This window comes from Arsenicicoccus sp. UBA2120, assembly GCF_002330965.1.
GTDB classification, from domain to species: domain Bacteria; phylum Actinomycetota; class Actinomycetes; order Actinomycetales; family Dermatophilaceae; genus Arsenicicoccus; species Arsenicicoccus bolidensis.
The window spans coordinates 14,997-27,237 of record NZ_DCYC01000017.1 but is presented as its reverse complement, the minus strand read 5'-3'; the positions used below and the strand labels follow the sequence as shown (position 1 = coordinate 27,237).

The 12,241-nt window shown below is 72.7% G+C and carries 12 protein-coding genes; 1 reads left to right on the top strand and 11 read right to left on the bottom strand.

The genetic code is table 11. From position 1 onward, the window contains the following. From B2P18_RS01720 to B2P18_RS01700, 5 genes are all read right to left on the bottom strand, one after another. On the bottom strand, positions 1-234 hold a 234-nt coding region (locus B2P18_RS01720; RefSeq protein WP_286955614.1), incomplete at its 3' end, for a flavodoxin-dependent (E)-4-hydroxy-3-methylbut-2-enyl-diphosphate synthase. Between the two features lie 18 nt (positions 235-252). Further along, complete coding sequence (locus B2P18_RS01715; RefSeq protein WP_029211804.1) at positions 253-1,608, bottom strand: M50 family metallopeptidase; 1,356 nt, start codon at positions 1,606-1,608, stop codon at positions 253-255. 13 nt (positions 1,609-1,621) lie between these two features. Continuing rightward, on the bottom strand, positions 1,622-2,821 hold the full coding sequence (gene dxr, locus B2P18_RS01710) for a 1-deoxy-D-xylulose-5-phosphate reductoisomerase (RefSeq protein WP_376783712.1): 1,200 nt from the start codon (positions 2,819-2,821) through the stop codon (positions 1,622-1,624). Between the two features lie 152 nt (positions 2,822-2,973). Then, positions 2,974-3,738, bottom strand: coding sequence for a peptidoglycan-binding domain-containing protein (locus tag B2P18_RS01705; RefSeq protein WP_286955612.1), 765 nt, complete (start codon positions 3,736-3,738; stop codon positions 2,974-2,976). A gap of 78 nt (positions 3,739-3,816) precedes the next feature. Then, on the bottom strand, positions 3,817-4,596 hold the full coding sequence (locus B2P18_RS01700; RefSeq protein WP_084412776.1) for a peptidoglycan-binding domain-containing protein: 780 nt from the start codon (positions 4,594-4,596) through the stop codon (positions 3,817-3,819). Positions 4,597-4,781: 185 nt separating this feature from the next. On the opposite strand from B2P18_RS01700, the gene B2P18_RS01695 reads away from it, so the two are divergent. After that, the gene (locus tag B2P18_RS01695; protein WP_019284528.1) at positions 4,782-4,970 is read left to right on the top strand and encodes a hypothetical protein; all 189 of its coding nucleotides are present in this window, start codon (positions 4,782-4,784) and stop codon (positions 4,968-4,970) included. Between the two features lie 41 nt (positions 4,971-5,011). Here B2P18_RS01695 and B2P18_RS01690 read toward each other — a convergent pair whose 3' ends face one another. The 6 genes from B2P18_RS01690 to B2P18_RS01665 form a co-directional block, all read right to left on the bottom strand. Continuing rightward, entirely contained in the window at positions 5,012-5,932 is a 921-nt protein-coding gene (locus B2P18_RS01690; protein WP_286955611.1) for an AEC family transporter, read from the bottom strand. 12 nt (positions 5,933-5,944) lie between these two features. After that, positions 5,945-6,781: an ABC transporter permease gene (locus tag B2P18_RS01685; protein ID WP_286955610.1), complete on the bottom strand. Its 837-nt coding sequence runs from the start codon at positions 6,779-6,781 to the stop codon at positions 5,945-5,947. Then, positions 6,778-7,623 carry an ABC transporter permease gene (locus B2P18_RS01680; protein ID WP_286955609.1) on the bottom strand — a complete coding sequence of 282 codons (846 nt, stop codon included), beginning with the start codon at positions 7,621-7,623 and terminating at the stop codon, positions 6,778-6,780. Before B2P18_RS01680 ends, B2P18_RS01685 begins: the two co-directional genes overlap by 4 nt. Next, complete coding sequence (locus B2P18_RS01675) at positions 7,620-8,837, bottom strand: ABC transporter ATP-binding protein (protein WP_286955608.1); 1,218 nt, start codon at positions 8,835-8,837, stop codon at positions 7,620-7,622. Before B2P18_RS01675 ends, B2P18_RS01680 begins: the two co-directional genes overlap by 4 nt. After that, complete coding sequence (locus tag B2P18_RS01670; protein ID WP_286955607.1) at positions 8,834-10,000, bottom strand: polyamine ABC transporter substrate-binding protein; 1,167 nt, start codon at positions 9,998-10,000, stop codon at positions 8,834-8,836. Before B2P18_RS01670 ends, B2P18_RS01675 begins: the two co-directional genes overlap by 4 nt. A gap of 158 nt (positions 10,001-10,158) precedes the next feature. Continuing rightward, the gene (locus B2P18_RS01665; protein ID WP_286955606.1) at positions 10,159-12,063 is read right to left on the bottom strand and encodes a propionyl-CoA synthetase; all 1,905 of its coding nucleotides are present in this window, start codon (positions 12,061-12,063) and stop codon (positions 10,159-10,161) included. Between the last annotated feature and the right edge of the window lie 178 nt (positions 12,064-12,241).

Genomic DNA, 12,241 nt, shown 5'->3' with positions numbered 1-12,241 from the left:
GGCGTCGTCCTGGCTGGGGCAGGCCACGCGCACGATGTCGCAGCCAGCCGCCGTGAGCTGGGCGATCTGCTGCAGGGTGGTGTTGACGTCCGAGGTCAGGGTCGTCGTCATGGACTGCACCGAGACGGGCGCGTCACCACCGACATCGACCTTGCCGACCTTGATCTTGCGGGTCTTGCGACGCGGTGCGAGCACCGGCGCCGGAGCAGCAGGCATCCCTAGCGAAACGGTCATGGTGTCAGTATCCCTCACTCATCCGAGCTTGACGGGCCGCACGATGTCGGCATAGATCAGCAGGCCACCCATGACGACCAGGACGACCGACATGGCATAGGCGATGGGCAACCCCTTGGCGACATCTATGTAGCCCGGGTCGGGGCGCCGGGCCACGCGGGCGAACCCGCGACGGATGGCCTCCCACACGGCACCGACGACGTGACCACCGTCCAGCGGCAGCAGCGGGATGAGGTTGAAGACGAAGAGCGCCACGTTGAGCGACGCGATGAGCATGATCAGCGTGATGAGCTTGGAGGTGGTGCCCTCGAGCCCCTGGACCTGGCCGGCGGCGACCTCGCCGCCGATGCGCCCGACGCCCACGACCGAGATCGGGCCGTTGGGGTCGCGCTCCCCCGAGCCGAAGGCCGCCTTGGCGATCCCCACCATCTTCTCGGGGATCTTGACGATGACGCCCGCGGTCTGCGCGACGGCGTTGCCCACCGCCCCCGGCACCGCGGTGATCGGCTGCTTCTCGATCGCACCGACGGGCGCCGACTGCATCCCGATGTAGCCCGTCTGCACGGTCAGCGGCTTGCCGTCCGCCCCGGTCACGGGCACGCCCTCGGCGTCGAGCCGAGGGAGCGCGTTGGTGATGGGGGTGATGGTGAGGGTCTGCTGCTGCCCCGCGCGCTCGACCACGACGGGCAGGGCCTTGCCGGCACTGGGACGCACGACCCGTCCCACGGCGGCGGTGCCGTCGACCGTCGTGCCACCGATGGAGACGATGCGGTCGCCGGGCAGGAGCCCGGCCACCGCGGCCGGGGTGCGCTGGTCGTTCTCGGTGCAGGCGTTCGTGGCGTCGGCGCCGGCCGGGCGCACGCACTCGACGACGGAGGCGACCTTGGCCCCGTGCTCGACGAAGACCCCGTGCCCCATGAGGACGCCACCGATGAGGACCGTCGCGATGACGAGGTTCATGGTGGGGCCGCCGAGCATGACGACGACCTTCTGCCAGCTCTTGCGCTTGTAGAACACGCGGTCCTCGTCGCCGGGCTGGATCTCCTCCATCGACTGGGTGCGGGCGTCGTCGACCATGGCGGCCCAGCGGCCGGTGCTCGAGGCCCGGAGGTGGTGCTCGTCCTCACCCCTGCCCTTGGGCGGGAACATCCCGATCATGCGGACGTAGCCGCCGAGCGGGATCGCCTTGAGGCCGTACTCCGTCTCGCCGAACCGGCGCGACCAGAGCGTGGGGCCGAAGCCGATCATGTACTGCGGCGCCTTGACCCCGAACAGCTTGGCCGGGACCAGGTGGCCGATCTCGTGCAGCGCGATGGAGACACCCACGCCGACGACGACGAACAGGATGCCGAGGATCGTCAGGACCACGGTCATGCGGACTCCTCGGTCATGCGGGCTCCTCGGTCGGGGTGGAGGCGGGACTCAGACCGAGCACCTCGCGGGCCCGGGCACGCGCCCAGGACTCGGCACGCAGCACAGCGGCAACGTCCAGGTCCGAGGCGTTGTTCCCGACGTTGGCGGCCTGCTCGCCGCCGGCGTGGTGCTCGTCGACGACCCGCTCGACGGTGTCGACGATGTCGAGGAAGCCGATCCGGCCGGCGTGGAAGGCCTCGACGCACTCCTCGTTGGCGGCGTTGTAGACCGCGGGGTAGGTCCCGCCCGCCTCGCCGACCCGGTAGGCCAGCGGGACGGAGCGGAAGGCCTCACGGTCCAGCGGGAGGAACTCCCACGTCGACGCGCGGGTCCAGTCGACCGGCGTCTCCACGTCGCGCAGGCGATCGGGCCAGGCGAGCCCGAGCGCGATGGGCACCAGCATGGTGGGCAGCCCGATCTGGGCGACCACCGCGCCGTCGCACCACTCGACCATGGAGTGGATGTACTGCTGCGGGTGCACCACGACCTCGATGTCGGCGAAGGGCACGTCGAACAGGTGGTGCGCCTCGATCACCTCGAGCCCCTTGTTGACCAGGGTCGCGGAGTTGGTGGTGATGACCTTGCCCATGGCGAAGTTGGGGTGAGCCAGCGCCTGCTCCGGCGTCACCTCGCGCAGCTCGTCGCGTGTGCGACCGCGGAAGGGCCCGCCGCTGGCGGTGATCACCAGCCGCCGCACCTCGTCCCGGCGACCCGCCAGCAGGCTCTGGGCGATGGCGCTGTGCTCGGAGTCGACCGGCACGATCTGGCCCGGCCGGGCCGCACGTGTGACGATCGGGCCGCCGACGATCAGGCTCTCCTTGTTGGCGAGCGCGAGCGTGCTGCCCGCTCGGAGCGCCGCCAGGGTCGGCCGCAGGCCGATCGACCCGGTGATGCCGTTGAGCACGACGTCCGCTCCGTGCGCCGCCACCTCCTCGGAGGCACCCTCCCCCACGACCACCCGCGGGGCGTATGACGCCAGCCCGGCCTCACGGGCGGCCGCCGTGATCGCGCCCCGCACCGCCGCCTCGTCGCCGTCCGCGACGCCGACGAGCTCGACCTGGAGCCGGACGGCCTGCTCCGCGAGGAGGGCGAGGTTGCGGCCGCCGGCGCTGAGCGCGGTCGCCGTGAACCGGTCGGGGTTGCGGGTGATCACGTCGATCGCCTGGGTGCCGATGGAGCCGGTGGAGCCGAGGAGCGCGACCGTGCGGTGGCCGGCGCGATAGGTGTGCGCGGGGGGCGGCGGGCTGTCGGCATACGGGCTCTGGCTCACCCGACCATCCTCGCACCGATCGACCCGTGTCTCGGCCGTCCCCGGGGCGTGCCGGTTCAGTCGGTGGGCCCGCCGCCGGACTGCAGCACCCGCCAGGTGTCGGGACCGACGATGCCGTCGACCGTCATGCCCAGCCGGGTCTGCAGCGTGCGGACGGCGCGCTCGGTGTCGGCGCCGAAGCGTCCGTCCGCGGTGACCGGGATGTCCTGTGCCGCGAGCGATCGCTGCACCCGCGAGACCGCCTCGCCGGTGCTGCCCCGGCGCAGCCTGGGCGTGGGGCCCTGCGAGAGGAGCAGGGTCCACACGTGCGCCTCGACGTGGGGGACCCAGGCCTGCCAGCCGAGCCGGCGCGCGACCTGGTCGTAGGCCTGCCTGGTCACCGGGCCGTAGACGCCGTCGACCGTCAGGCTCGCTCCCTGCTGGCGGAGCAGGTACTGGAAGGCCTCGACCGCCGGACCGCGCGCCCCGGGATCGAGGTCGGGATAGCGCCGCAGGGTCGGGGAGCACGCCCGGGCGGCGGGGGCTGCGCCTGCGACGACCACGCTGGTCGGGCTCACGGTCGCGCCCGTCCTCACGGCCTGCGTCGAAGCCGGTCCGGCGGCCGGCGTCCCAGCGGGTTCGGTCGACGGCGCCGAGACCGGCTCGCCCGCCGCCGATCCCGTAGCCGTCGCGGTCACGGTCCGGGTCACCTGCACGACCTCGGTCCCCTCGACCCCCGAGGAGCAGCCCGCGATCGCCGGGCAGAGCGTCAGGACGGCGGCAGTGGCCACGGCTGCGGCGCTGCCCCTCCCGGGTGGGATGGAGCTGGTGGAGCGGTTCATCGATGCCTCCTGGTGCCGCGTGGTCGCTGACGATGGTCTCGCGCCGCCGCCTCCAACGGGAGGGGGTGGATCCGAGGATCAGTCTCCGACGTGCTCACCGGTCTGCAGCGCGCGCCAGGTGGCCGGCCCGACGACGCCGTCGACCGTGTGGCCGGTGAGGGACTGGTACTCCCGCACGGCCGCGTCCGTCTGCTCGCCGAAGATGCCGTCGACCGGGATGGGCGAAACCGCGATCCCGATGGCGCGCTGGACCCGACGCACGGCCTCGCCGCGCGACCCCCGGGTGAGCCTGGGTGTGGGGCCGGCTGCGTAGAGGACGATCCACTCGCGCGTCATCACGTCGGGGGACTGGGGTGACTCCCCCAGCGCCCGCTCGACCACCCGGGCGTACGCGATGGCCGTCTGCTCGCCGAACACGCCGTCCACCACGACGTCCTCGCCGGCCTGGTCGAGCAGGCACTGGAGCGTCGCGACGCTGCGTCCGCGCTGCCCCATCGTCAGCAGCCCGTAGTGGTCGGGCGTCCCACAGCGCCCGGCAGCCTGCTCGGGATAGGCGGTCGCGCGACGGCCGGTGGTCGGGCCCTCGCGGGCCGCGACGCCGGGCGAGGCGCCCTCACCGGAACCGGCGTGTGGCTGGGCCGTCGTCGTGACGGTGACGGTCGCGGACGCGGCGGGTGACGGAGACGTCGTGGCTGCAGAGGGCGTCGGCGTCACGGTGACCGTCCGGGTCGGGGCGGCCGTCCCTGCGCCCGCCCCACAACCGGTCAGCGTCACGGTCACCGCTATCGTCAGCGTCCATCCCCCGCCCGCCAGCAGCACCTGCAGGAGGCTGCGGCGCGGCGTCATACGCGTCCCCATGGGGTCATCCTCCCGCGCGACCGGGCAGGACGCGCGAGGACCGCGCACGGCTCACCCGGACGGCGTCTCGACCCACCCTCCACGGCGAGGGGGAGGTCACAGCACGAGGGCGGTCGCGGGGTCACCTCCGGGACTAGGGTGGTCGAGGGCGGCGACCGCCACCGACATCCACGGGGAGGACCATCATGGCCAAGGACCGCACCGGGCTCAGCCTCGGCTACCGCATCATGTGGCGGATCCGCTACGTCGGGGTGAGCGTGTTCGGGCCGGCCCAGCTGGACCCCGACAACGACCCCAAGGACAACCTGCTGCGCGAGCGGCGGCGCAAGGTCGCCGCCGCCCACGCCGCGGCCGGGACGACTCCCCCGGCCTGAGCCCCTCCGGGGCGAGCGGGCCGTATGCCGGGCCCGTCGGCTCAGTGCACCAGGACCGCCACCACGGCGATCACGGGCAGCGACACGAGGGTCGTCAGCAGCACGGCGTCCCGGGCCAGCAGCACGCTGCGGTCGTAGCGCACGGCGTGGGTGAAGACGTTCTGCGCGCACGGCAGCGCGGCGGTCACCACCGCCGCGAGCCGGTGGACGCCGGTCAGGCCGAGCGCGCTCGCCAGGGCCAGGGCGGCCAGCGGCTGCACCCCCAGCTTGCACACGACGATGGTGACGATCTGCCCCGTGGACCCGGAGGCGCCCGGGCGAGGACCCAGCCGCAGCGACACCCCGAAGGCCAGGAGCATCGCGGGCACGGCCATGCCACCGACGATCTCGACCGGCCGCATCACCAGGTCGGGCGGCCGCCAGCCGACCAGGGACATCACGACGCCCGCGAGCGCGCACACCGTCATCGGGTTGCGCCCGACCGCGAGCAGCGTCTCGAGCGGGCGCGGGCGACGGCCGAGGGCATCGACGTCCATCAACGCCATGGCGAGCGGGGTGAGGCAGACGAGCTGCAGCAGCAGGGTGGGTGCCATCAGGGCGACGTCGCCGAGGACGTAGGCCGCGATGGGGATCCCGAGGTTGCCGGCGTTGACGTAGGCCGCGGCCAGCGAGCCGATCACCGCCTCGCCCAGGTCCGGGTGCCAGCGCGGCACCACGACGGCGAGGTAGACCGCCACGGTGATCACGACGGACGAGGCGGACACGAGCAGGTTGTGCCCCACCACCTGGGCGAAGGGGGTGCGGGACAGCACGTCGACCAGCAGCGCGGGCGAGGCCACGAAGAAGGCCAGGCGGGACAGCACGCGTTGCGCGCTCGCGTCGAGGACCCCGAGGTGCGCGAGCAGGAAGCCCAGCCCCGCGAGGGCGCCGATGATCCAGAACCCCGCGGCGACACCGGACATGGCGTGCTCCTCTCAGCGCTCGGTGGACGGGAGGCGTCCACCGAGCAGACGGGCCGCCACCGCGCAGGCGACGGCGGCCAGCAGCATGAGCACGCCGATGACGTTGGCCTCCGCCGGGATCCCCCGCAGGTAGGCCGTGTAGACATAGGTCGGGAAGGTGGCGACCTCGCCCGACACGAAGGTCGTGATGATGACGTCGTCGATGCTGAGGGCGAAGGACAGCAGGGCTGCGGCGACCACGCCGGGCAGCACCCCCGGCACCGTGACCCGCCAGAAGGTCGCGGCGGGCCCGGCATACAGGTCGGCGGCCGCCTCCTCCAGGCCGGGATCGAGCGACTCGAGCCGCGCCCGCACGGTCACGACGACGAAGGACAGGCAGAACATCACGTGCGAGAGGACCACGGTCCACCACCCCAGCTCGAGCCCCACGCGGGTGAAGCCCTGCACGAAGATCGTCAGCAGGGACGCGCCGAGGACGACCTCGGGGGTGGCCATGGGCAGCAGCACCAGTGCCTCGACCGCCCGTCGGCCGCGGAACCGGCCCCGCGCCAGCGCGAGCGCCATCATGGTCCCCAGCGTGGTGACCAGCACCGTCGAGGCGAGCCCCACCTCCAGCGAGGTGCCGAGCGCCTCGCAGACCCCCGGGGCGCCGCACGGGTCGCGCCAGTGGTCCAGGGTGGGGCGGCCGCTCCAGGCGATGTTGGACCTCGTGTAGCCGTTGAACGAGAACACCACGACGTAGGCCACCGGCAGGAGCAGGTAGGCCAGCACCAGCACGGACACCAGGACGACGACGTGGTCGGCGACCCACCGCCGGGCCGACGACGAGCGCGACGAGCCCCCGCTCACACCAGCTCCCGGGTGCCGTAGCGCCGGAGGTACAGCAGGACGAGCACGAGGATGGCCAGCATCAGCGTGAACGACAGCGCCGCGGCCACCGGGTAGCCACCGATCACGCGGAAGAACTGGGCGTCGATGGCGTTGCCGACCATCGACGTGCCGCGGTCCGAGCCGAGCAGGTCGGCGTTGACGTAGTCTCCGGCTGCGGGGATGAAGGTCAGCAGCGTCCCGGCGACGATGCCCGGCATCGCCAGCGGCACGGTGACCAGCCGGAAGGTCTGCCACGGGCCGGCGTAGAGGTCTGCGCCGGCGGCCAGCACCGACCGGTCCACCCGCTCCAGGGAGGCGAGGACGGGCAGGAGCATGAAGGGCAGGAAGGTGTAGGTCAGGCCCATGACCACGGCGAACGGCGTCTCGGTCAGGTGCCCGCCGGGCAGCAGGTGCAGCGCCCGCAGGGTGGACGCGACCGGCGCGTCGTCGGCGAGGATCTGGCGCCACGCGACCGTGCGCAGGATGAACGGCGTGAAGAACGGCGCGACGACCAGCACCATGAGCACGCCACGCCACCGCCCCGCGCGGAAGGCCATGGTCCAGGCCAGCGGGAACGCCAGCACCAGGCACAGCAGCGTCGCGAGGCCGGCATACAGGAAGGACCGACCCAGCTGCCCGCCGAAGCCGGTCAGGGCCACGAGGTAGTTGCCGACGTTGACGTCGCGGTAGTAGTAGCCGGGGAAGCCCGGGTAGCCCGACTGCAGGCTCACGCTCGCGAGCTGCACCAGCGGCGCGGCGAACAGAACGCCGAGCCAGAGCAGCCCGGGGAGGAGCAGCAGGTATGCCGCGCGCCTGCTCACGGAGCGGTCACCCGCACGGGCGCGGACCCCGCTGCCGAGGCGTCGGCGGCGAGATCGGCGTCGCTGCCCTCGCCGACCTCGCCGACCGTGTCGACCGCGTCGACCTCGCCGACCTCGTCGCTGGGCAGCGTGAACGTGTGCCGCAGGTCCCAGGCGACGGTGACGAGGTCCCCCGGGCGAGCCGTGGCGTCGACGTCGAGGTTCTGCTCGTAGGCCGTCCAGGTGCCGACGCCGGGGACGTCCAGGACGTACTGCGTCGCCACGCCGGTGAACGCCACGTCGAGCACGCGCGCCCCCGCGAGGACGTTCGCGACGGACCGACGGCGGACCTCGACCCCGTCGGCGACGATCCGGACCTTCTCCGGCCGCACCCCGACCAGCGAGCGCCTGGCGTCCGGCGCGGCAGCCCGTGACCGCAGCACCCGCACCCGCTGGCCGCCGAGCTCCACGACGAGCAGGTCGCCCTCCGCCCCGACCACCGTGACCGGAGCGAGGTTGGACTGCCCGAGGAAGGTGGCGACGAACCGGGTCCGGGGCAGGTCGTAGAGCTCGGCCGGGGGCCCGAGCTGCTCGATCCGGCCCTGGCGCATCACCGCGACGGTGTCGGCCATGCTCATGGCCTCCTCCTGGTCGTGCGTGACGTGCACGAAGGTCAGGCCCGTCTCGGCCTGGACCCGCTTGAGCTGCAGCTGCATCTGCCGACGCAGCCGCAGGTCGAGGGCGCCCAGCGGCTCGTCCAGCAGGAGCACCTCGGGCCGGTTGACCAGGGCCCGCGCCAGCGCCACGCGCTGCTGCTGGCCACCGCTGAGCCGGGAGGGGCGGCGGCTCGCCATACCGTCGAGCTCGACGAGGGCGAGCGCCTCGCGGGCCTGCTCGGCGGCCGCCGCGCGCGGGACCCCACGACGGCGCGGTCCGAAGGCCACGTTGTCCCCGACGCTGAGGTGCGGAAAGAGCGCGTAGGACTGGAACACCGTGTTGACCGGGCGCTCGTGGGCCCGCAGGTCGGTGACGTCCCGCTCCCCCAGCAGCACCCGCCCCGCGTCGGGGCGCTCGAGCCCCGCCACCATCCGCAGGGTCGTCGTCTTGCCGCACCCCGAGGGCCCCACGAGCGCGAAGAAGCTGCCCGCCGCCACGTGCAGGGACAGGTCGTCCACGACCACGTCCCGCCCGAAGCTCTTGGTGAGGCCGTCGAGCCTCAGGTCACCGGCAGTCACTGGCCCACCACCTGCGTCCACATCGCGGCGTACTCCTGCTCCTCGCGCGGGTCCAGGGCCCGGAACACGCTCGTCCGGCGCGCCAGGAATTCCGCCGTGGGAAAGATCAGCGGGTCCTCGACGCGCTCGGGGTCGACCTTTTCCATGGCCTTCTGAGCGCCGGCCACCGGGCAAATGTAGCCCACCCACGCAGCGACCTGCGCGGCGATCTCGGGCTGGTAGTACCAGTCGAGCAGCCGCTGGGCGTTGCGCCGGCGCGGCGAGGTGACCGGAACGACGGCGTTGTCGCTCCACAGCATCCCGCCGGACTCGGGGACGACGAAGGTCCACCGCTCGTTGCCGGTCTCGGCGCGCAGCGTCGCGATGTCGCCGCTCCACACCAGGCCGGCCAGCGCGTTGCCGCTCTGCAGGTCCTGGACGTAGGAGTTGCCGCGGATCCGCCGGATCTGGCCGTCGCGCAGCCGGCGGTCGACGACCTCGACGGCCGCGGCCAGCTCGTCGCGGGTGAAGGGCCTCGCCGGGTCGACGCCCTGGCTGCGCAGGATCACGCCGAGCGTGTCGCGCCATTCGCTCAGCCCGACGACCCGGCCCTTGAGGTCGGGACGCCACAGGTCCTCGACGGAACGGATCTCCTTGACCTTGCTCGCGTCGTAGCCGATCCCCGTCAGGCCGGACTGCCACGGCAACGAGTGCTGGCGCCCCGGGTCGAACGACGCGTCCATCAGCTCCGGCAGCACGTTGCCGGCGTGCGGCATCCGGATCAGCTCGAGCGGCTGGACCAGCTCCTGGTCGATGACGCGGTTGACCATCCAGTCCGACAGCACGACCAGGTCACGCCCGATGTCCTGACCGGCGCGCAGCTGCGGGGCGATCTTGTTGACGTAGAGGTCGTTGTCGTCGATCTCCTCGGCGTAGCTCGCCTGGATCCCGGTGGCCCGGACGAAGGCGTCGAGGGTCGGGAACCGCTTGGTGGACTCGTCCTGGTCGAGGTACTGCGTCCAGCTCGCGAACGCGACCCGGCGGTCGGTGGCCGAACGGTCCACCGGCAGCGCCCTGGTCGTCCGCGCGGCCGCGGGGGGCTCCGGCGGGGCGCAGGCCGCGAGCAGGCCGGCAGCCGCAGCCGAGCCGAGCAGGCTGCGGCGCGACAGCGCGCGGTCGGGCATCAGGCACGGACCTCCGGGGGCGGCCCAGGTGGGCGGAGACAAACCTGGGCAACGCTACCAGCGGTATGCCGGGGCCCGGCGCGCGGACGACGGACGTGAGAGGGCCGGTCGCCCTGCGGCGACCGGCCCTCACGACATACGGCGGGCGTGGTGCAGGCTCAGCCCTGGGGCCGGAGCACGGCCGTCAGGCTGTCGAGCACGCTGCGGTCCTCGATCGTCGACGGCACCTGCGCCTCCTGCCCGTCCGCGATCTGGCGCATGGTCTTGCGCAGGATCTTGCCGGAGCGCGTCTTGGGCAGACCGTCGACGATGTCGACCTGGTTGAGGGCGGCGACGGCGCCGACCTCCTCGCGGACGCGCTGGACCAGCTCCTTGCGGAGCGTCTCCTGGGCCTGCGGGGTCGACGCGTCGATGCCGGACTTGAGCATGACCAGCGCGCGGGGCACCTGGCCCTTGAACGAGTCGGCCACCCCGATGACCGCGCACTCCGCCACGGCGGGGTGACCGGCGAGCGCGGCCTCGATCGACCCGGTCGACAGGCGGTGGCCGGCGACGTTGAGCACGTCGTCGGTGCGGCCCATGACATAGAGGTAGCCGTCCTCGTCGATGTAGCCACCGTCGCCGGTCAGGTAGTAGCCGTGGTAGGCCGACAGGTAGCTCGAGACATAGCGGTCGTCGTCCTGCCACAGCGTCGGCAGGGTGCCGGGGGGCATGGGCAGCTTGATGACGATGGCGCCCTCGGTGCTGGCGGGGACCTCGTTGCCCTGGTCGTCGAGCACGCGCACGTCATACCCGCAGACCGCGGTCGACGGCGAGCCGGGCTTGATCGGCAGCTCCTCGATCCCCCGCGGGTTGGACGCGATCGGCCAGCCGGTCTCGGTCTGCCACCAGTTGTCGACGACGGGCTTGCCGGTGCGCTCGGTCGCCCAGTGGTAGGTGTCCGGGTCGAGCCGCTCGCCCGCGAGATAGATCGTGCGCAGGCTGGACGTGTCGTAGTCGGCGAAGAGCTTCGCCTGCGGGTCCTCCTTCTTGATCGCCCGGAAGGCCGTGGGCGCCGTGAACAGCGAGGCGACGCCGTAGTCCTGCACGATCCGCCAGAAGGCGCCGGCGTCGGGGGTGCCGATCGGCTTGCCCTCGTAGACGATCGTGGTCGCGCCCACCAGGAGCGGGGCGTAGACGATGTAGGAGTGCCCGACCACCCAACCGACGTCGGACGCGGTGAACATCGTGTCGCCCGCCTCGATGCCGTAGAGGTTGGGCATCGACCAGCGCAGGGCCACGGCGTAGCCGCCGCTGTCGCGCACGATCCCCTTGGGCTTCCCCGTCGTGCCGGAGGTGTAGAGGATGTAGAGCGGGTGGGACGACTCGACCGGCACGCACTCGGCGGGCTGCACGACCCCGGGGCGCATGACCTCGGCCCAGTCCAGGTCACGCTCCCCCATCTCGGCGGGCTGCTGCTCGCGCTGCAGGATGACGCAACGGTCGGGCTTGTGCTCCGCGCGGCGGATCGCCTCGTCGAGGTAGGGCTTGTAGGCCACGACCCGCTTGGGCTCGATGCCGCAGCTCGCGCTCACGACGACCTTGGGGGCTGCGTCGTCGATGCGGGCGGCCAGCTCCTGCGGGGCGAAGCCACCGAACACGACCGAGTGGATGGCGCCGATGCGGGCGCACGCCAGCATCGCGACGACGGCCTCGGGGACCATCGGCATGTAGATGACGACCCGGTCGCCCTTGGTCACGCCGAGGTCGCGCAGCACGCCGGCGAAGCGGGACACCAGCTCGAGCAGCTCGGCGTAGGTGTAGCTCGCGCGGGCACCGGTGACCGGGCTGTCGTAGTGCAGGGCGGCCTGGTCGGCGCGGCCGTGGACCACGTGGCGGTCCAGCGCGTTGTAGCAGACGTTGAGCCGGCCGTCGGGGAACCACGTGTAGAACGGGGCCCGGCTCTCGTCGAGGACCTGCCTCGGCCTCGTGATCCAGTCGATGTCCTTGGCCGCCTCGGCCCAGAAGGCCTCGGGGTCCTGCCTGCTCGTCTCGTACGCCCTGGCGTAAGCACCCTTGCTCATGCCTCCATCCAACCCGCCGGGCCGGGCGACGGCCAGCGGGACACGGTGTGGCCTGGACGACAGGTAGGTCGTGCGCGGCGAGTGGTCGGTCGCGAGGCGAGGGACCGACCACTCGGGGCGTATGACGGGGCGGCCGGGCTAGGCCGGGCTAGCCCGGCTGGCCGGGCTAGGCCGGGCT